The sequence below is a fragment of the Limosilactobacillus sp. WILCCON 0051 genome, from assembly GCF_039955095.1.
GTDB classification, from domain to species: Bacteria; Bacillota; Bacilli; order Lactobacillales; family Lactobacillaceae; genus Limosilactobacillus; species Limosilactobacillus allomucosae.
In genome coordinates, this window is record NZ_CP154878.1 from 1,346,814 (window position 1) to 1,368,420 (window position 21,607).

Genomic DNA, 21,607 nt, shown 5'->3' on the forward strand with positions numbered 1-21,607 from the left:
TTCAAGAATCGATGTACTAGTCAAACAGTTTCCAGCATCATTTAAGAACCGTTTTGAATCTTTCCGCTATTCGATCCTAAATTCATATCCGATTGACCAGGCTATTTTTGCCGCCGTGGCCGACGACGAATTACATACATGCCTGACAGCCCGATCAGCGCCGTTCCAAGCAATGCCAAGGCCGATTTTTCGTCATTGCCGGTTTGTGGCAGCGCGGTCTGGCTGGCTTCTTGTTCGGTTGACTTAACCGCAACCGCGACTGGAGCCGTCTGATCCTGACCATTAACGATCTTTAATTGCGGAGCTGCCGAATTGTCGACCGTAATTTCCTGGCTCTGCTTTGCATCAGCTGCTGAACCATTAGTATTGCCAGTATTTTCGGTATTAGTCTGACCAGTTTCGCTGTTCGCTGGCGTATCTGGCACAATAGGATGCAGCAAGGCTTCAGCTTCTGCCGGCGTCAGGTAGTTTTTGCGATCAGTAACTGGCGCCTTGATCAAATTGCCGGCATTGGTTTGATCAGCAATGTAATTCATAAAGACTTCCGTATCCGCGCCAATCACTGCAATCTGATTGGTACCCTTAAAGGCCGTAAAACCGTCACCACCGCCAGCTAAAAAGTCGTTGATGACCACGCGATAAGTCTTGTTCATGTCTAATGGCTGCCCGTTTTCATCATAAGCGGCCACTACGCGATATGGCTGGTTAGGATCGTCACTGTCAGTGTAGTAGTACTTGAGACCAGCAATCTGCAGATAATACTTTTGATCTTCATCATACTGCTGATTTAAGGCGTCAATTACCTGCTGCCCCGTCATCTCGACTACCCGCAGAATATTGCCAAATGGCTGAACTGCCTGGGCAGCACCCCAAGTAATCGTACGGTCGGGTTCAACTACCAGATCAGCCCGCACACCACCAGTATTAGTCATTGCAAAGTCAGCATTGACACCCAGTTTTCTGGCTTCGGCCAACTGTCCATCAACTACCAGCTCACCAGCCTGGTTTTCCCGAGTTGGCGTATTATGCAGACGGCCGGTGATGGTTGCTGGCGTTGCTGCCTCCCCAATCTTTTGGTTGATGACTGGCGCCACTCGCTTGGTAGCATCCTCGACGATTCCCGCAACGGTTGGGTCGCTGACGGCAGCCGGATTGTCTTTTTCTGAAAGGACCGGGAAGACATGTGAGACGATGCTGTCAGGCGCAAAGTCGTTAGTCGCCGGATTGATGTAGCCAATAATGTCATCATAAGCCTTACCAGTATAGATGGCCTGCACCAGTTTGACTGAACCAACCGTGGCATTGGCATACTGATGAGAGTGCCCAGCCAGATAGATGTCGACAGAGTTGTCAGGATCGATCTGGTAGAGCTTTTTAATAATATCAACCGCCGTGCCCTTGGTTTCGCCATTCTTGGTCTCTACCCCGGTATGTGCCAAGACGACGATCGCATTGACGCCTTGATTGCGCAGAATTTTTTCATAATGAGCAATGGTTTCGGCTTCATCAAGAATCTCATAATCCTTGTAGTTGTCATAGAGCGTCAGAATCGGCAAATCGGTCGTCTCAATGCCGATAAAGCCGATTTTAACGACCTTGTTATCACTAGTATGAATTTCCTTGATGATGTATGGCTGAAAACCATATGGAATCTCGCCATAGTTATCATCAGTCTTAGTGCCCTTGAGAATCACGTTTGCCGTAATAATGTTGATGTCTGAGGCTTCATGCGGGTAGGCCATTTCAGCATCGTTATACTGCTTGGTTGGCTGGCCACCGGTTACGATCCGGTTAAATTCGCCCAGTCCCTCGTCAAACTCATGATTACCCAGCGTACCATACTCAATGTGCATTGCCTTGAGTGCATGCATGGTGGATTCATCCTGCAAAAGTGCCGAGTTGGCCGGTGAGGCGCCGACCATGTCACCAGCTTCAACACGAATCGTTGTCCCCGCTGGATTGGCCGCCTTAAAGTCGCTCTCAGCTTGATTCAAAGAGCCAGCCAGTCGTTCTGCCGTCCCCGTATTTTGATAGGTCTGATCGCCAATCTGAGCGGTGCCGGTATTGGAAAGCCCACCATGAAAGTCATTGATCCCTAGAATTTGAACCGGTACGTATCCTTGATATTTAGCAGGATCCGACCAATCAGTAGCCTGCCCCGGCTGACTGGCCGTATCAGGATTGGTCACCACTTGAACGGAACTGGCTTGACTAACAGGCGCTGTCGCAGCTGCATCATCAGCACTGACCGGCATTGCCGACATCGTTAATCCTAAAATTGCCGAACCAAATAAATAGATATAATTTCTTTTTCGCATATCTTAAATTCCCCCAATAGTTAAATCTAAGCGCTTTCAATCTAACATAAATCATTAACTCCTGCACTTGATTTAAGTAAGCTATCGGTTAAAAAACAGCTGTTTATAGCGGAAATCAGCATTTAAAATTTATTTTTTTATTTAATTATATTAATTTTTTAAAGTTTAACGCTTTATTTATTTTGATGATTAGCCGTTACTTTTTTCGCTTTTCTAAATCTAAATTCGCGCTATAATTAATATTGTGAATATTCAAACAATCGGAAGGTGAAATCATGTCAGAAAAAGTTTTTGTTGCCCATGTAACACTAAGTTGGGGCGAAAAACGCGACTACCTAATTGCCAATGACGTAGAGCCAGGTCTGCAGCATCGGTTGGATACCTATGGCGACAGTTGGAATGAAGTAATGCAAAATGCCCTGATGAACGTCCCAGTAGCACCATATCTGCCAAGCAACTCGGTTCAGCCGCCGATTGCCACGGCCAAGGTCAGCAATGTCGAAGCGCGTGATCTTGGACCAGAGGAAGAAAAGCTGCAGCGGACTCGCAGCCAATTCATCATGGCCGCCATGTGGGAAAAACAGTCTGCTGAGACCACTGCCAACTTTTTGCACCACGACTACGACCAAGCCAGCCAAGCCGAAATTTTTGCTGATGTCGACTATTGGGTCAACGGTACCAAGCATCCTGATGTCTGGGCTCATACCAAGCAGCTGATTAGGGACCAGGAAAAGCGTTTAAGTGAAGAAACTGCTAATCAAAAGGCATAAATACGAAATTATCCCGATCACGATTAAAAACGGTGACCGGGATCTTTCTTGCGGATGAAATTTTGGGCTATTGGCATTCAGAAATGTTCCGATGATTTGATTGATTCCGCAGCTGGGGCGACTCATTGATAGTTCAGTTAGCCGTTTCTGCAACTGGGGCGACTCATTGATAGTTCAGTTAGCCGTTTCTACAGCTGGCACGACTCATTGATAGTTCGGTTGGTAGTTTTCGAAGCTGGCGCGACTCATTGATAGTTCAGTTAGTCGTTTTCACGGTCGGTGCGACTAAATGATAGACAGATTTCTGCTCAATCTAATCATTAATCCGTGGTTGATAAGATGTCAGCAGCAAATTTACCTACTATTTTGAATTTTTTAGCCAATCGTAGGTAACTGTATAATCATTTTTCCGAAATTTACCTACTCTACAGAATTTTTGCTTTAATAGTAGGTAATCTTGCATATTTGGAGTTCAAACGGCCTAAGCCAAAACTGTATAAAACCATATTTTACCTACTATTTTAATTTTTTCGTCGATTTATAGGTAAAGTTAGGGGTGCCAAACTCAATATACAAAAAGTTTTACCTACTATGCATCCATTTTTCCCCGATCGTAGGTAATGACTTTTCTATCATATATGTTATGCAGTTCCCTTTTGCATATTTATATTTCTTTCTGATCAATAATGCTTCTACTGTCTAAAACTACCTTACCCACGTACTTAAGCGGCATCATCATCCATGTACTTAAGCGGCATCATCGCGGAACATTCCTGATGACTTTCATTCTTGTATCTTTCATATGTTGTTATCAGTTTAAACTGTCGCCGCGTTGTTCCCTGCTTGATCAGCATCGCACCTTCAGCTTTGCTCCCGCCAAAGATGTCATATCATCTCATTTCGTATCGTTAAACTGATGTATCAGCGTCATTATCCGTTATGCTCAATCAATACCTTGCTTTAGGAGTCATTCAGTTTTCCGAATTTCTGCCAAAATTCAAAAAGCAGACACACCAAAATTCTTGGCGCGTCTGCTTTTCTTTTACCCAAAATCAATCTTGTCCAGCATGTGCTTACGGCTGACCTGATCAAGCCCCAGGTAAGCCAGGGTCATGGCCTCACTGGAATGGTTCAGCTTTTTTGATGTCAACGCTGATCGCATCAACATCCAAAGTCTTGCCATCTAACTGGATTTGTCCTTGGTTGACCATGCTTGTAAACGTTTGGCTGACTGTTCCGTTACTCGTACCAATTGCTTTTCGAGCATGATTTATTTAGGAGCGCTTATCGCGACGCTTGCCACCTAAGAGACCGCCAAACAGCATACTCAGCATCCCCAGAACTGCCCAGACATGACTGTGCTTTTGATCATCACTGCCTGTTTGCGGCAAACGTTTGGCTTTAGTCTGCTTTGGTTTGGCTGCCTGATCTGGCAAAGTCGTTGGTGCTTCTTTAACGACATCAGCGTCTGGGGTACTGTTTGATTCCACAGGCTGATCTGACGAGGTTGGCTTATCCGGCTTCACAGGCTGATCTGGCGTGATTGGCTTATCCGGCTCCACAGGCTGATCTGGATTGAGAGGCACGGTATTCTTGACGTATTCGACTTCAATCGTCACATCATGCATGGCTGGCGTTGCCTGTAATGATGGAATGACTTGCATCGTTGCGGTATATCCTGCCAATGCCGGTACCGTTACGCTGGCCAGTTCACGATCACCAATAGTCTGCCAGTCGTGGTAAGCAATCTGTCCGGTGACCTCATCAACCACCGCGCTTCTTGCAAACTGCACCATCTGTTTGATCGTCTTAATATGACCATCGGGGAACTTAAAGACAATCGACCGCGTAAACGTTCTGTTCAGATCGGCAAAGGCAATGCCGCTTGGATAGTGACGACCTGGATTGTCCGGCAGCAGCTCCTCTGTTGTCTTAGGATTATTTGGCAAAACCGTTACCATAGCGTGTGCAACCTGAAGCACGATGTCTGGCGTTATGGCCCCAAACTTAACATGATCAGGTACAACTTGATCAGCTGTCAGTTTCCAGCCTGCCGGAACCTTAATCGTAATCGGCACGGTCTGATCCGTTTGTCCACTGATCGAATCCGTGCTGATCACTTGACCATGCTCGTCTTCATATTTGACATGAATCGTCTGTTGGCTGGCAACATAGCTAATGACAATGGTTTCATCAGCATCGCCAGCCGTTGCTGTTTGTTCGCCGATTCCACTGACTGATGGACGATAGCCAGCAGCCTTAGGAACACGATATGCCGCCAACATCGTACTGCCGACTGCCTGCCAATCGCCAAAACCGACGAATTTTTGGTCAACCAGATCATACTGACCCAACCGTTTAAAATCAACCTGCTGCTTAGTAATCAATGGCTGATCCTGGTGCGGCATCAAGACCTTGATCTCTCTGACGACGGATTCAGTAAGTTCGCTGGCATCAACGTGATTCAATTCGGCTGCCTGTTCGGCGTCAACCGTAATCACTCGATGCTTAATGACGATTCTGACTGGCTGATCGGTATGCTCATCAAATGCAACCGTATCGGGAACCTTGCCAGCAACGATTTCCCAACCAGTTGGCACGCTGCTTTGGACGGTCACTGTTTCGCCAGTCCGGCCGACGATGGCATCACTTCTGATCAATTGATTATTTTCATCAACATATTCAATCGTCCGGCTGCGCGCCTCAGGCAGGTAGGTAACGTCGATAACCGTGCTGCGGGCCGTCCCGCTAGGCTTATATTCAGCCACCACGGTTTGACTTGGCACCCATCCCTTGATCGTCGGTATCTTAACCTCGGCAAAGCGATCGGTAACACCGCTGCCATCGTCTTCGGCAATCCAAGGTCCATAGCTGCGCTGATTGGTTACCTCATCTTCAAAAGCCAGCCGAATGAAACTGACCTTTTGCTGAATCTGCTTGATTTGACCGTCCGGCAGTTTGATGTTGATCGTTCGCGTAACCGTTGTATGACGATCCGGATCATCTTCATCAATCACCCGCAGAACGTGTGCTACGCGAACCTGCAGCAGCTGCTCACCGGCTTGCAGAATTACTTCAGCTGGGATTGGATTGGCCCCAATCATCTTCCAACCGGCTGGCAGCTGCAAAGTTGGCTTGATCGTTTCACCGACTTGACCCCAGAATGGCTGAGCCGCAACGTAATTGCCGCTGGCGTCAACATAGCGAATCACAAACACGCCTTGCGCCTGGCTATAGGTAATAAATGCCGTACTGTCAGGCGTGTTCGCGTTTGGCACTGACTGCTCAACTTGGCTCAGACTCGGCTGCCACCCCTCAATCTTAGGGATGTCGACAGTTTCAAATACATCGCTGCCATGCCACTTGCCGTAAACGATTCGGCCGGTAACCTCATCTTCAGTCGCGCTGCGGTCAAACACTGCTTTTTGAACGATGGTTTCGATCTGTCCATTTGGGTAAGTGATCTTAATCGTTCTTGTCACGGTTCGTTCAGTATCATTGGCAATATCCGTAATGTCTTTTTGCTTGTGCTGAATCAGGATTACGATCGGATCTGCCTGGGCCTTGATCTGAATCATCGTTGGCACGCTTTGCATATTGGCAAGCTGCCAGTTTTTCGGTACCGTCAGCTTTAATGCCAGCCATTGTCCCGTCTTGCCGGCTACGAACTGTTCTGCAATTACCTGACTATGAGTACCACTCGCATCGACGTATTGAATCAGCTGTGTTTCAATCTGCGGTTCATAGTCAATCTCAACCGTACTGTCAGCAAAATCAGCGCTTGGCGTAATCAATGGCAGTCGTTTGAGATTAGACAAATAGCCAGCAATCGTCGGGACGTCAAACTGGTCGAACTGTCCTTGACGCTGCCATTCGCCATAAACGAACTGGTTGGTTACCAGATTACGGGCAACGGTCCGCGTGAATTTAACAGTTTGAACCTTCGTCTGCGTCTTGCCATTTGGAAGATTCAAGACGATCGTGCGGCTGACCGTCCGTGTTTCAGCTGGCTGACTGACCAATTCAGGCTCAATCTGCACGGTCAATGGCGCGTTGGCTGCTTGAATGACCAATGATTCCGGCAGCCGCTGCCCCGTCAGCAATCGCCAGCCAGCGGGAAGCTTGAATGCCGGCTTGATCGTTTCGCCAATCTTGCCAGTAAAGTTTTGCGTCTTGATCAGATTGCCGTTTTGGTCTACGTAATTAACCGTCTGGAGCCTTGATTCAGGCAGATACTCAACATCCAAGACGACATTGGCAGTATCCGGCGTTACCGCGAGCTCGCTTACCGTCTGAGAAGGCTGATATCCGGCAACTTCGGGCAGGCCCAGCTCATCCCATTTGGCAACCAATGGAATCCAATCGCCATAAGTATCGGTATCGCTGACCAGATCGTGATAGACTGTCCGCTTAAAAGTTGCCGTCTGCACGACCGTCGTTACAGCATTTTGGTTCAGCGGATTCTTAAAGTTGATCGTCCGCGTAATCTGGCGCAGCTGTGGCTCTTTTTCCGCTAATTGATGCGCGACCAAGACTTCAATTGGCTGATCGGTAGCCAGAATCTTAACGCTGGCCGGCTGCTGATCTGGAGTTGCCAATTGCCAGTTTGGCGGCAAAATCAGTTTGACTGGTACCACGGCATTTAAGGCACCGTTAACCGTCTGCGTCCTGATAATGCTGCCATTTTCATCAACATAATTGATGCGCCGCTGACCACTCTGCGCCTGGTAGACCACCATGATTGTCTGGCTGCTCGTTGCATCCGGGCTGACCTGCTCAATTGCCGACAGCTGCTGTCCCGTGGCCTCATCCGTAATGATTGCCTGATAGCCTTCAATTTGAGGAATCGTTACGGCATTCCAGCATGATTTAGTATTGAGCAGCTGCCATTCTAAGCTTGTCAAAGGGATGATCGGCAAACCGGTTACTGCATCTACCCATACGCTGCGCACGAAATGAACCCGCTGCGTAATCTGGGACCGCTTGCCCTGCAGATCAGTAATGATGATCGTTCGCGTGGCATAAGAATTCAGCTTGTCTGTTCCCAAATCAACCTGGTAGTGCTGATTTTGGGTACCGGCAATCAACTCGCCTTTTTGCACGGGATGATCAAAGTCAACCAGAACAGCCTGGTGCCGAACTTTCAATTTGATTGGCGTGTCAGCCAGCTTCATGGCAATCTTGCTTGGGACGGCTTGATTTTCATCCAATCCCCAGCCATCAGGCAGCATCAGCGTTGGCTCAACCATCGTTCCCGTTTCGCCAGCAATTACCTGAGGATCACCAATCAATTCGCCACTGTCAGCATCAACATACTCAATCGTCTGGGTCGTATAGCGGTGGTAATAGCTGATCGTCAAGCTACCGCCAACGTCTTCTGGACCAGGCACGGCGGCTTCAATCAGCTTGAGGCTTGGCAGATAGTCCGGCACATCTTTAGGCACGAACTCAGCAAAACGATCATTGCCGATTACCTGCCACTCACCATAGACAACGGCTTTGGTAACCGCATCCACCGTCGCGCTGCGCTTAAACTGAACGGTCTGTCTGATCAGATCGGTTTGCCCATCTGGATAGACGACCGTAATCTGACGCGCAATGGTTCGATTGAGTTTGTTATAGCCCACGCCGCTGGGATAAAAGGCGTTTTTGGTATATGGCAGGCGATCTTGCGGCGTCTTGGGATCATCAGGCTCAACCAAAACCTGACCATGTGCGATCTCAACTATGATTGGCGTCATTGCCGATCCCGTAAACGTAATCTGCTGCTGATCAGCTTGTCCGGCCGCCAAGACCCAGCCATCAGGCAATGACTGCGTAAAATCGATCGTAAGGCGCTGATCCGTCCGTCCTACAGCAGCCGTCTGTCCAATCACGTTATGCTGCTGATCTTGATAGACTACCAGCACTGACTGCTCATTGGCCGAATAGGTAATGTTGTACGTCAGCGTGGTATCTTCGCCATTTGGCATATAGGCGGCAATCAGATCGCGACTGGCCGTATAGCCGGTAAGTTGTGGCACATTAAACTCGTCAAATACTTGATGATCGGGGTTTTGCCATTCGCCATAGACCGTCCGATCGGTAACCAGATCCTTAATTGCCGTGCGGACCAGCGTAATGGTATCCGTTTTGGTATTAAGACCCGTGTGTGGATCAAAGACGTTGATGACTCGCGTAACTACTTTTTGAGCATCGGGATCAGTCGCGGAAACGTCCTGCAGCTGATGCTCAACTTCAAAAGGAATTACCTGATCATACGCTGAAATCTTAATGCTGCTTGGTACCGTCACGCCCTTTGCCAGCTGCCAGTTGGCCGGTAAAGCCGCGTTGCCATTCTGACTTGTATCCAGGGTGACTTCTTGATCAACCAGTCCGGCAAGCAGTAGTTTTGAAATCACGTTGCCCTGACCATCGACATATTCAATCGTCTGCACGCCGGGATTAGCCGTATAAATCACATCAATCGTCGTCTCAGCGGCCATATTTTCATTTGGCGCGCTGGCAGCAATTTCTTTAACTGAGGCCTGATAGCCAGCGTAGGCAATCTTATCGGCTGCTACTTGACCAAACGAGTTAACGACCTGCCAGTTTTCATACGTATCCGTGCCCGTAACCTCATCATGAATTCGCGTGGCCTGCATCTTAGCCGTCAGATCAATCGTTTCCGTTCCGCTTGGCTTGTGCAAAACGACATGACGCGTGAAGTCCTTGAAAAACGTGCCAGTAGTCAATTGATGCTTGATTTGATAAATAATCTCGTGATAAATAATCTCGTCAGTTTTACCCATGTTGATTGAAATTTTTGTCCCCGCTTTGAGATCGGCATCGACAAATTCCCAATGTTCCGGCAGCTTCAGCGTATAGTCAGCATACGTGCCAAGATTGCCGGTGACGGGATCGCTGCTGATCAGCTGACCAGATTCATCAACATACTGAACGATGCGCGTCATAACCGGCTTGGCCCAGTAAGTGATGTCAATGGTTCGATTTTCAGTATCCGGCGTTGGCTGCACACTGTAGATAATGTCTTGGCTGGCATAGTAGCCCGCAATTTTTGGAACTTCCATGCCTACAAAAACGCCACCGCCCTGCCAGGCACCATAGGCAATCGTATCGTCAACCAGGTCCTTGACTGCCGTGCGCGTAAACGTTACGGCTTGTTCGATCGTTTGACTGGTGCCATCGGGGTTGTTAAATCTGATCGTTCGGGTAACCTTTTTAGTCGCCCCCGCATCCGTTTGCGAAACGTCTTGATGCTGATGTTGAATCAGAACCCGGATTGGCGCGGCATTCGGCTTAATCGTGACACTGCCTGGAATTGTTTCATTTGGTACCAGTTCCCAATTGGCTGGGATTGATGGCGTCACGGCCACGTCATGATCAACCAGCCCAGAAATGGATTGCTCACCAATCGGACTGCCAGCTGGATTGTTTGGGTCAACATATTGGATCAGCTGCGTAGCTTTTTGCGCGATATAGCTGACCTCAATAGTAACATCATCAGCCATTGCCGTTGGCGTCATTGCCGGCACCTCGGTCTGCGTAGCCTGGTAGCCGGCAATTGGATCAATCACGACCTTGGCAAAGCCGCCGTCTGCCTGCCATTGACCATAATCAACCAGCTTGGTTACCAGATCCATTGTCGCGGTCCGCTTAAAGTTGACCGTCTGCGCTGTCGTAACCACCTGTCCATTTGGCAGATGCACGTTTATGATTCGTTTAACGGTATCCTGGGTGGTATTTGGATATTCAGCCGTTACGTCTTTTAACTGGTGCTGAACATAGATAATGATTGGCGTATCAGTTGGCTTGATCGTCACCGTCGCCGGCATGGCCTGTCCAGCCGCCAGTTCCCAGCCAAATGGCAAAACCGTTGGCACGTCAACGAGCTGATCGGTTACTCCAGGAATGATCTGCGTCAACACGATATTGTCATGTGCATCCCGATATGAGATCGTCTGCTGACCAGGATTGGCCTGGTAGCTGACTTGATAAACCGAATCATTCGTTTGGGCAGTTGGCGTAAGCTCCTCAATCAACTGGTAGTTTGGCGTATAGCCCGCGATTGAGGCCGGCATGAACTTTTCGAAAACCTGATCGCCAGCCTGCCACTGCCACTCGCCAAAACTGATCGCACCCGTTACCAGATCCTGGACCGCTGAGCGCTGGAACCGAGCAACCTGCTTGATCTCATTGACCTGCCCAGTTGGCGTGGCAACAGTGATCTGACGCGTGACCGTTTTGCTGGTTTGAATTCCCAGCTGTTGATCCAGTCCCGTAACGTCTTTGGTTTGATGTTCGACGATCACCTTGATTACCGGATTATAAACCTTAAACCGTACCTCGCCAGGCAGAGTCTGTCCAGATACGATCTGCCAGTTGTTAGGGGCTCGATAGCTGATCTTGGCAACTGCATCAGTCTTGCCGCTCAGATTCAAATGGTTGATTACATTGCCATCTTGGTCAACGTAGTCAATTTCTTGAATATTGCCGTCATTGGCTTGATAGTGCACGTCAATCGTTTCGTTTTTACCATTGAGCGGATCAACTGTCTCTTCATTAACCTGTCGATCCGGGGTATAGCCGGCTACGCTTGGAATGTCCACCTTGATAAAAATTCCTTGGGCCGGTACCCAGCTGCCATAGGTCACGAGGCCGGTCACCAGATCCTTGATGGCACTGCGATGAAAGACTGCCGTTTGCGTAATTGGCTGCAGCTGTCCCTGGTATGGGTCAAAAATATTGATGGTCCGCGTAAACTCTTCTTTAGCTGACGCGTCCGTGGCGGAAACATCGCTTGTTTGATGCCGCACCCGCAAGGCAATCGTTTGGCCGCTTGCCATTTTGACTGGGCTCAAGTCGTTGCCATCATCCAGTTCCCAATTGGCTGGCAGCGCGATCGTGGCTGGATTATCGGGATGCGCAAGACCAGTATTGACTTTCAGCTGCTGAGTGGCTTGATCAAAAATCAGCTGCAGCACTTCATCGGTTTGACCATGAATCGTAACGATCGAGCCAATCTGACTGCCCGCCGCGTCTTTAAAGATTACCGCCACGTCTACTGGATTGGCTTGATAGCTGACCGTAATCACGCTGTCTGCCTGGGTGGCCGCCACTTGATCGACTGCTGGCAAATCGCCATCTAACGTTAATGCGATTGCCTGCTGATGATCATTCAAGGCTTGAGGCGTGTAGCCGGCAAAAACAGGCAGGGTGACCTCATTGAACGAATCCAGCCCTACTGACTGCCAAGCGGTATAATGATCCAGCTCGCCATTGGTCATGTTGATCACGGCACTGCGCGTAAAGCGAACGATCTGCTGCTGGGTAGTTGAGGTATGATCGAGCGGATTGACGATGACGACCGTCTGAGTAACCTGCCGATTCAATTCGTCATCAGCAATTGCTTTTTGCAGATGCTGATTTTTGGTTCCTGGGATCAGCGTTCCGGCTGCCGTCGCCGTGGTAATCGTGCACAAGCCGGCGATGATCTGAATCTTGATCGGTACGTCATTAGCAGCCAGCTGAACGTTTTTTGGCAGTATCTGTCCAGGCGCCAGCTGCCAGCCATCCGGCAGTGCTGGCAATTCAACCAGCTGATCGGTCTTGCCGCGTAAATAGTAATCCGAACCGACTTGTGTATTGCCATCCATAAAACGTACGGTCTGAACGGCATCATTGGCGGTAAACGTAATCGTCTGTGTCTGATCAGCGTCGTTGACCGTAACTGTCTTGGCTGCTACCTGACTGCTGGGTGTATAGCCGGGATAAAGACTGTCGACATCGATGCCATCCCAAACCGCATTGGTCGTCTGCCAGTTTGTATAGCCAACCAGCGTCCCGACGACCTCATCGACGATCGCGCGCCGCGTAAAGCGTACGATCTGAGTAATGATTTTTTGACTGCTGGCTTTGGGATCGACAATCGTAATCGTGCGGGTGACTGCTTTGTTTAAATCATCATAGCCAACGCCAGCTGGATAAAACTTAGTCGGATTGTCAGGCAATGGATCGGTAACCGTTTTGGGAGCGGTCGGCTCAACATAGATGCGCGCATACTCAATATTGATCGTGATGTCTTGAGCGCCGTCTGCCCCAAAGACAACCGCCTTTTTCGTGCTGCCGTCAGTAATCAGCCATTCTGCTGGCGCGCTTAACTCAACGATCTTGGTTTCGCCAGTATGACCCGTGACTTCCTGTGACTTGATGACATTGCCCTGGCTGTTGACATAGTTGATGTGCATTGTATGCTGATCCGCGGTAAACGTAACGGCAATGATGATATCTTCAGATTCGGCATTGGGAGAAAACTGGGCAATCTGGGTTCCAGTCTGCCCATCAATCAGCATCGTATAGCCTTTTTTCTGATAGCTGCCAAGGTCAAGCTCGGCAAAGAAAGCCGCGGTACCGTTAACGACCTGCCAGGCAGTATAAGTCGTCTCATGCGTCGTTTCATCCGTTATCGCTGTCCGCGTAAAGCTGACCTTCTGCTGAATCGTCTGCTTGGTCTGATCAGGATTAGTAAGCTGAATGGTTCGAGTAACGGTTTTTTCGACTGCCGTTGAGGTGATGGTATGCTTGATCTTGATGATGGTATCTGGCGTTTGGGTTCCCGCAAACGTAATCTGAGCTGGCAAGGTGCCAGAAACGATCTCCCAGCCATTCGGCACCTGAATGTTAACATTAACGGTCTCATCGGTTTTACCGTTGATGGTTGATGACTGAATCAGATTGCCATTTTCATCCTCAAAGATAATATGCGTAGTCTGTGGCTGGGCAACATAACTGATCGTATATGTATTTGAAATGCGCTGGGCCGGCGTCAGACTGCTGATCGTTGGCGTAGTTACCGTTATGTAGCCGGGCTTGGCAACTGTCTGCGCAATCGCGGCTTGAATAGTTGCGATTTCTTCTTGTTCATTTTTGTAGACCCGGCTAATTGAAATGGTCTTGGTCGTGCCATCTGCCAGCTTGACGCTGAACGCATGCCGTCGTGAAGGCTCATCTTTGCCGGTCATATAGTTAAAGCTGGCCAGTTCAGAATTAAGAATGTTCAACAGATTGGCATCCTTCAGATCGGTAAAGACCAGCAGCGGGATGTCACCACTGCGCGTTGCATAAAAATCGTTAGCCTGCAGCTTATAATTGGCCGTCTGCGGCAGCTTGACCTGATTCATCGTCAAGACGAACCCAAACGAGGCCACGTCTTCATTATCGCCCTTACTCTTTTGCAGCGTGCCCGCGTTGGCAAAAAGATACTGCGTCCGCGACTGCTTAGCCATTTTAGTCAGGTTCCAGTTTGAGATGTTCAGATTGGTAATTCCAGCGTAATAGAATAAATGACTAAGCTTGGTCAGCGACGTGGTGTTCCAGCCTGACAGATCCAGCGTCAGCGGCCATTCGCAAGCATTATCAAACGCCTGGGAAAACATATAGTCCATATTGGAGACTTTCTGGACGTCCCATTTTTCAATACTGTCCAAAGTGCTCAGCTTCGACGTGCCATTAAACATATAGGACATATCCGTTACTTTGCCAGTGTTCCAATTACCGAGTCCCGTGATCCGCACCAGCTCGCGATCACTGTCAAACATCCGCGCCATACTGGTAACCTGCGAAACATCCAGCCCGCCTAAATCAAACGACTTGACGCGACAAGTATACTGATTCAGATAGTTATCGTCATAGCCGCTGAAAGCCGCTTTCCAGTTACCTTTGGCGATCAGTTTGCCGTCCCCATCTGATGAAATGATCAGCTCGCTTAACTGACGGTTCTGCTTGAGCAGGTTGTGAATCACGCTGGCCGCGATCGTCACGCTTTGACCAGCCTGAATCTTGCCAGCCTGATAAAAATCATAGTTATTAGGAACAGTAATCGTGGTCAGATCCGTGCTTTTACCGATATAGGTCACGTTTCCCTTGGCATCAACCTGCCAGTCCTTAGTTAGGGCCTGATAATCGGTAGTTGAGACTGCCAGCTCGTTGGCTGAAGCAATGGCTGCTGTCTTTAACCGAGCCGTGTTGGCTGCTGAACTGGCTGATTTAATCTGACTGCTGCTTAGATTCAGACCTGTACTTTCATTTACCACCGAACCAGCGCTAGAACTCTTATTTTCAGAACCGGCGCTTTGATTTGGCGCTGTTGAGTTGGATGAATTATTTGGGCTAGCGGCTATTGAGTCATTGGCTGCCGCGGCTGGGCTTTTTTGACTGGCATCAGCTGCTGAGTCGCTTCTTGTCGTGGCTGCATCACTGCCGACTGAAGATTCCGTTGCACTGCTGATGCTTTTTTCAGCAAGCGTTGCGGTACTGGCTGACGCTGCGCTTACGGAAGCTTGACTGCTTTCATTTGTGACGACAATATCGGCTTTCGTCTCGGTTTGAGTCACCGGGCCGGCAAGCATTTGGGCATTGCCGCTGACCGGTATATCAGTCGTATCGGCCTTGACGCTATGAGCAGCCAGACTCATCCCCATTGCTACTGCTCCGGCAGAAATCGCCACGCGTTTCAAAACCGCGCGATTTAAAAAATAGCGGCAGATCTGACATGACGTAAGCCAATTCTTACCGGCTTTATACATTTTGACGCGGCAAGTGCGGTCAGTTTCCGTCTCCCTTCCTAATCGTTGCAACTTGTTCATTGAAATTCCCCCATTTCAATCTGCCTAAACGACAAGCAGATCGTTTTCATCAACATACTGATCGTTTCTTTAGAAGACTAATATTTTACTACAATCACATTATATTACACTTATGGATCCGCTTGCATTGTTTTAGAATCTTAAGTCAATGTCGGCCGTTTAAAATTAATGACAACATTTATGACAATTTAAGTTCTTCTTATATATAATTAAAATATTATAATGATGAAACTAGGGGATGAATGCATGAATGAGCTGACAAAAAGACATCTGCTGATCATTGGACAGACTGGCAGCGGCAAGACAACCTCGACGTTAACGCTGCTGGATCATTTGCAAAGCAGCGGTCAAGCCAATATTGTCCTGGATCCTACCGGTGAATACGCGCAGCTGCCAAATGCCATCGTTTATCGCTTGGGAGAGAATGCCTACCTGGAACCTGGTGAATTTTCGGCTGCTCAGTTGATTGAGGCGCTGGGACTGCATTTTGACGAACGTCTCAACACAGCCGCCGCCTCAGCAGTCAATGACCTGCGCATTCAAAACAATCTGCTAAATCATCCTGGCTGCTATCAGCGTATCAGCCAGCCAATCGCTGCTCACCAGCAGGAACTGGAAAAACTTGGTCGCTGGTCAAAATCATATGCCGTTCAGCTGCTGCCCGACCAGTTAATTGAAGAATTGGTGATCCCATATGACGATCAGCGCGCCGACTATCAGCTGCTTGGCCAGACCTATGACCGGCAGCTGATCGCGGCAGCATGGCCCAAAATCATTCAGCTAAGAGAATTGCTGGCCAGCTTGGCAGTGCGGAAATTGTTCGGTACGATTCATCAGCCTCAGCAGGTTAAAACCGAGCTCAATTTCGTGCTGCAGATGTTTTTAAATCAGCGCAGCGCCCACAAAACGCTGGTAATCGACCTTTCCGCGCTGAAAACGCTCGCGATTGGTCAACGGGCCGTCATCTCGCTGTTAATGAAACGCATCCTGGAGCACCGTCTGCAGCATAACGCGGCTTTTCCCGTCAACATTATAATTGATGAGGCTCACCGCTATCTCCCAGCCAACGAGACCAAGCTGGCTGAAAACGGAATTTTTCAAGTTCTGCGTGAAGGTCGCAAGGTTGGACTCAACATGATTCTAACCACGCAATCACCATTAGACCTGCCAGCCAAACTGCGCTCTCAGTTTCCTAATCTGCTGGTTCACCATCTGGCCAGTCCCGAAGAAATCAGCAGTCTCAATCTGGATGCACAATTAGTCGCCACCGTCAGCGGACTGGGGATCGGTCAAGCTGTTGCCTGTCAATTAAATCAGCCGCCACGCGTAATCGACGTACCGCTGCCTGGCTGGTTAAACAACAAGGGGGATTTTTAAATGTGCCTGTTCATCGTTTTGATGGTTTTATTTTTAATCGCCGCGGGAATCGTAATGGCGATGGCCACGACGTTTATGTGGGCCGTTATTTTTGCCGTAGTCTGCGGAATTCTGGTCTATAGCATGCTGGCCTGGCTGTTTCGTTGGTATCGCAGCGCGGCCATGGTTGATCGTCCTTCCAGTCGTTCGGCCCTGCTATATACGATCGTTATTATCTTGATTTTAATTGGGATCGTAAAATGGCATGACCACCGTACTGACCATCGCTTCGACTATGCGCAGCCGCAGATCATCCAGATCGAATCGGCAGCTGCCAAAAAATCCTGATTAAAAAGAGCCGGCAGTTTCTGCCGACTCTTTTTTATTCCATTACTTAATTTTTCACCAGATGCAGCTGGTCGTTTGACTGGGCAATAACCATGCCTTGTCCAAAACAGCTGTGTTATTTTTAACCATCACGTTGATCAAGAGCCGACTGAGTTAAGTTTCAGGCCCTGACTGCTTAATTTAGCCAGTTTACCAGCAAAATGGGTTTGCAAATGATCATTCAACAGCTATCATTTAATGCAAATCCAATCTTCACATCATTTTATAATCAAAGAGGTGAAATGCATGCCATCTTTTGATATTCGACCATACATCCAGCAAACGCCAGCCCAGGTCCGCCAAAAGATTCGTACTGGTCAAATCGACTTTCCCACTGCTGGCATGGCAGCCGGCTACGCGCAGGCCAATCTGGTAATTCTGCCGCAAATCTATGCTCGTGATTTTCGTGAATGGATCCGGCAAAATCCGCAAGCCTGCCCCTTATTAGAAACCATTGAACTAGCCCCACTGACCAAAACGATTGCCCGGCATGCCAATATCTGCACGGACATCCCGCGTTATCGAATCTATGAAAATGGCCGGTTTACCAAAGAAGCAACGGATGTCAGTGAGTACTGGCATCCTGATATGGTCGGTTTTTTAATCGGCTGCTCATTTTCTTTTGAAGAAGCCCTGCTCAAAGCTGGCATCGAGATTCGGCATCTAACTGAAAAGCATAACGTCCCCATGTACAAAACTAGCGTAATGACCAATCCCGTCGGCCGTTTCAAGGGTCCCATGGTGGTTTCAATGCGGCCCATGTCGCCGGCTAAAGCTCAGCTGGCCCGCCAGATTACGGCACAGATGCCAAACGTTCACGGCGCGCCATTGCAGATCGGCAATCCCCAGGCAATCGGAATCGCTGACCTTGCTCATCCGGACTATGGCGATGCTGATTCAATCAAGCCTGGTGAGGTGCCGGTCTTTTGGCCATGCGGCGTTACTCCCCAGGCAGCCATTGAAAACGCTGGCCTCCCATTAGTAATTACTCACGCGCCGGGGCACATGTTTATTACCGATGTCAAGAATGCTGATCTCAATGCGTACCTTGACGCGCATCAGCCAAAATAGCCCAAAGCAGCGGATTGGCATCCAATCAAATGCCAGCAGCTGACCAAATCAAAAATGCACTGCCGCGAAAAGTTCAAGCCAGTGCATTTTTTGATTAAAACTAGTCAATCAGCGAGTGATAGCGCGTATAAGAAACTGGCTGATCAAGCTCCAGATTCATTGAAACGATCGGCTTGCCATCATGCTGCTCTTGACGGGCTGATCCCGGCATATAGCGACACGTGCCTAAATAGTAAAAGGTCTTGTCGTCATCAGCATCTGATTTTTTGACAAAGAGTGCCAGCTGCCGCTTGCCATCCATAAACTTCTTGACATCAGGACTGTCCAGGCGCCGCTTGCCCTTAGAAAAGTAGTGCATGACGTGATCGTTTAAAAATTGATCCTCATACTGAATCGAGCGGCTGATGTTTTTAGCCTTATGGTAAGTAACAAAAATCACGCCATCATGCTCATTAAAAAAGTAGCCGCCAATATTTTGCGCAGTTGTATTGACCGCATTGTTGACCAGGCGCATGACGTCTTTGCGCGTGTACTTCTCACCCAGCGTAAACCGCTGATCCGCTTGGTAGCGTTTGGCCCGCAAAAGCCCGGTCTTGATGCCATCTTGCCAAAGGCGGCTGAACCACGCATCGTTTTTTAGCGAATCGCGCAGCTCATCATTTAGCCGATAGTTCCGCGCTGTCTGATCAAAAATCACGATTGGGCGGCCGCCATAATCAGCACGAGACGGCGCGGCATTCTTATTGTAAAAGGTTAGATCCAAAACGCGCCGCATCGAAGCCAGCGTTGCCTCATCAACCAGACAGCCGGCCTCTTTTAGCTGCTGCATAAGCTCTTTTTCCGTAACCGTCGTCTGACTCAGCAAGTCATCCAATAAGATCAGCTCGTGACGCCGCTTGCCATTTAACAGTTCCGCGTCCAAGAAGGTCAGCAGGCGATTTTCATAATCACTGATCTCAACCGGTTCTTTTTCGCCAATCAAAAACTGCGCGTAGTTCTTCTTTTTATTGGCCAAAATCTCGGGATCAATCGAATCGGCAGTCATAAAGTCAAGCAAGCGCGGCACGCGGCCAACGCGATATTTCATGTTTTGGTAGACGGTCCTTAGTTTGCGCATGTCATCCAGCTTCACCTGACGCAGCGACTGATAGATCCGTTCCTTGGCAATCTCATCAAACGCAATCGTTGACAGACCAATCGTCGGCTCAATCTCAACGGTTTCCCGCGCGCTGTCTTTGGAGTATGAGGCATCCCCCGTCAAGGCAATCGGGATCATGTAGCTATTCTTATAGTTGCCGATAAAGTCAAGCACCTCAACGTAGTCCTTATCCTTAGCCTTCCGCAGACCACGACCCAGCTGCTGGACGTAGACGATGCTGGAATTGGTGCTGCGCAGAAAAACGACTTGATTGACGCATGGAATATCGATACCCTCGTTAAAAAGATCGACCGTGACGATATACTCGATCTGACCGCTTTCCAGTTCCTTGACCACCTGCTGCCGAACGCTCATTGAATCCGCACCGGCCAGGGCCTTAGCTGGATGATGCTGCCTGGTCAATTCTGCTGCCAGCTGATTGGCCTCCTGCACCGTCGCACAAAAGATCAAGCCATGCAGTTTGGAACCCGAATAGCCATAGTATTCTGTCTGCTGCAGAATATAGCGCACCCGTTCCGCGCTGGTCAGATGCTCGATTGCCTGAACCTCTTTTTTATGATGGCTGGCGGCATTTTGATAGCTGGCAATCTCATCATTGACCTTGGTATCGGCAAACTGATAGTCACTGATGCCGACATAATGAAACGGACACAGCATGTCGGCTTCCAAGGCCTGCTGCAGTCTGATCTCATAGGCAACGTTATAGTCGAACAGCTCAAAGATACTGAAATCGTCATTCCGTTCTGGGGTAGCCGTCATCCCGAGATAAAATTTAGGCTTGAAATAATGCATGATCTTTTGATAGGATCTGGCACCAGCATGATGAACCTCATCAACCAGAATATAGTCAAACTCGGTCGGCGAAAACTCCTGTAGACGTGCATCGTCCTGCAGTGTCTGAACCGTGGCAAACAGGTACTTGGCATCTTTTTCATGCGCATTGCCCGTGTACAGACCATAGTCATGCTTTGATCCGCCAATTACTTTTTGAAAGCTGCGAGCCGATTTACGCAGAATTTCTTCACGATGGGCTAAAAACAGCATCCGCTTTGGCTTGGCACTGCGCACGTCAAACGCTCCCAGATAGGTCTTGCCCGTCCCCGTTGCTGAAATCACCAGGCCACGATCCTTGCCGGCTTCACGCAGCTGAGCAATCTGTGCCAGGGCATCTTTTTGCATCTGATTAGGTTCGATTCGCTCATCATTAATCTCTGGCTGACCATTTTTAACCATCTTCGCTACGGTCTGCGCCGCTTGATGATTCTTTTGATAAATCAGCTGGTACTGCGCAATCCACTGGTTGGTCAATGGCTGCGCGTTTCGCCATTCATCCTCGATATTTTCACTGACTTGCCGCGTAATGTCGCCATTGTTCAGCGAGTTGACCTGCAGACTCCACTCATAGTTGCGCATCAAGGCGTTCTCAGTCAGATTGGCGCTGCCGATGATGATCGTCTGATAGCCGTCGTGTTGAAAAATATAGCCCTTTTGATGAAACCCATCCACCTTGGCAATCCTAACCGTCAAGCCTGGAATCTTGAGCAGCTCATTAAAGGCCTTGGGTTGATTGAAGTACAGATAGTCAGAAGTCAATAAGCGGCCCTGTACGCCATGATCAGCCAGCTGTTTGAAGACCGGCTTTAAGCATGAGATCATTGCGTCCGTCACAAAAGCCACCGCGAAGATATAGCTGCGACAAGTCTGCAGTTCATGACGCAGCTGGTTCCAGATCTGGTTACCCGCTTGATTGGTCAGCAGTTTGGGGCCAAGATCGCCAACCGTGGCAAATTCGTCTTGATCGACATAGCCGTTTAAAAGCGAGCCATGGATTTCTTCTACCAGCTGATCGTTATCGCCTGATCGCAAGCGTTTTAAAATCTGATCGTAGTCAACGCCAGCCAT

The 21,607-nt window shown here is 48.9% G+C and carries 7 protein-coding genes and 1 pseudogene; 4 read left to right on the forward strand and 4 right to left on the reverse strand.

The genetic code is table 11. The features are described 5' to 3' along the window. Nucleotides 1–101 precede the first annotated feature (101 nt). On the reverse strand, nucleotides 102–2,318 hold the full coding sequence (locus ABC765_RS06395) for a bifunctional metallophosphatase/5'-nucleotidase (RefSeq protein ID WP_347979986.1): 2,217 nt from the start codon (nucleotides 2,316–2,318) through the stop codon (nucleotides 102–104). A gap of 275 nt (nucleotides 2,319–2,593) precedes the next feature. Between ABC765_RS06395 and ABC765_RS06400 the strand changes: the two genes are divergently transcribed. Continuing rightward, complete coding sequence (locus ABC765_RS06400; protein ID WP_347979987.1) at nucleotides 2,594–3,088, forward strand: hypothetical protein; 495 nt, start codon at nucleotides 2,594–2,596, stop codon at nucleotides 3,086–3,088. Nucleotides 3,089–4,130: 1,042 nt separating this feature from the next. Here ABC765_RS06400 and ABC765_RS06405 read toward each other — a convergent pair. Both ABC765_RS06405 and ABC765_RS06410 read right to left on the reverse strand, forming a co-directional pair. Continuing rightward, a pseudogene (locus ABC765_RS06405) lies at nucleotides 4,131–4,223 on the reverse strand (site-specific integrase); the annotation flags it as partial. 139 nt (nucleotides 4,224–4,362) lie between these two features. Then, the gene (locus ABC765_RS06410; protein ID WP_347979988.1) at nucleotides 4,363–15,732 is read right to left on the reverse strand and encodes a BspA family leucine-rich repeat surface protein; all 11,370 of its coding nucleotides are present in this window, start codon (nucleotides 15,730–15,732) and stop codon (nucleotides 4,363–4,365) included. A 246-nt stretch (nucleotides 15,733–15,978) separates the two neighbouring features. Here ABC765_RS06410 and ABC765_RS06415 point away from each other — a divergent pair, with 246 nt between their 5' ends. The 3 genes from ABC765_RS06415 (at nucleotide 15,979) to ABC765_RS06425 (ending at nucleotide 18,546) form a co-directional block, all read left to right on the forward strand. Next, nucleotides 15,979–17,109, forward strand: a complete 1,131-nt coding sequence (locus tag ABC765_RS06415) for an ATP-binding protein (RefSeq protein ID WP_347979989.1) — start codon at nucleotides 15,979–15,981, stop codon at nucleotides 17,107–17,109. Next, on the forward strand, nucleotides 17,110–17,436 hold the full coding sequence (locus tag ABC765_RS06420) for a hypothetical protein (RefSeq protein WP_347979990.1): 327 nt from the start codon (nucleotides 17,110–17,112) through the stop codon (nucleotides 17,434–17,436). A gap of 285 nt (nucleotides 17,437–17,721) precedes the next feature. Next, nucleotides 17,722–18,546, forward strand: a complete 825-nt coding sequence (locus ABC765_RS06425; RefSeq protein WP_347979991.1) for a putative hydro-lyase — start codon at nucleotides 17,722–17,724, stop codon at nucleotides 18,544–18,546. A 100-nt stretch (nucleotides 18,547–18,646) separates the two neighbouring features. Here ABC765_RS06425 and ABC765_RS06430 read toward each other — a convergent pair whose 3' ends face one another. Beyond that, nucleotides 18,647–21,607: a DEAD/DEAH box helicase gene (locus ABC765_RS06430; RefSeq protein ID WP_347979992.1), complete on the reverse strand. Its 2,961-nt coding sequence runs from the start codon at nucleotides 21,605–21,607 to the stop codon at nucleotides 18,647–18,649.

Excerpts from the sequence above, each read along its gene's own strand:
- ABC765_RS06395 (WP_347979986.1), bottom strand. The coding sequence starts at position 2,318 with ATGCGAAAAAGAAATTATATCTATTTATTTGGTTCGGCAATTTTAGGA.
- ABC765_RS06400 (WP_347979987.1), top strand. The coding sequence starts at position 2,594 with ATGTCAGAAAAAGTTTTTGTTGCCCATGTAACACTAAGTTGGGGCGAA.
- ABC765_RS06410 (WP_347979988.1), bottom strand. The coding sequence starts at position 15,732 with ATGAACAAGTTGCAACGATTAGGAAGGGAGACGGAAACTGACCGCACT.
- ABC765_RS06415 (WP_347979989.1), top strand. The coding sequence starts at position 15,979 with ATGAATGAGCTGACAAAAAGACATCTGCTGATCATTGGACAGACTGGC.
- ABC765_RS06420 (WP_347979990.1), top strand. The coding sequence starts at position 17,110 with ATGTGCCTGTTCATCGTTTTGATGGTTTTATTTTTAATCGCCGCGGGA.
- ABC765_RS06425 (WP_347979991.1), top strand. The coding sequence starts at position 17,722 with ATGCCATCTTTTGATATTCGACCATACATCCAGCAAACGCCAGCCCAG.
- ABC765_RS06430 (WP_347979992.1), bottom strand. The coding sequence starts at position 21,607 with ATGGCTGGCGTTGACTACGATCAGATTTTAAAACGCTTGCGATCAGGC.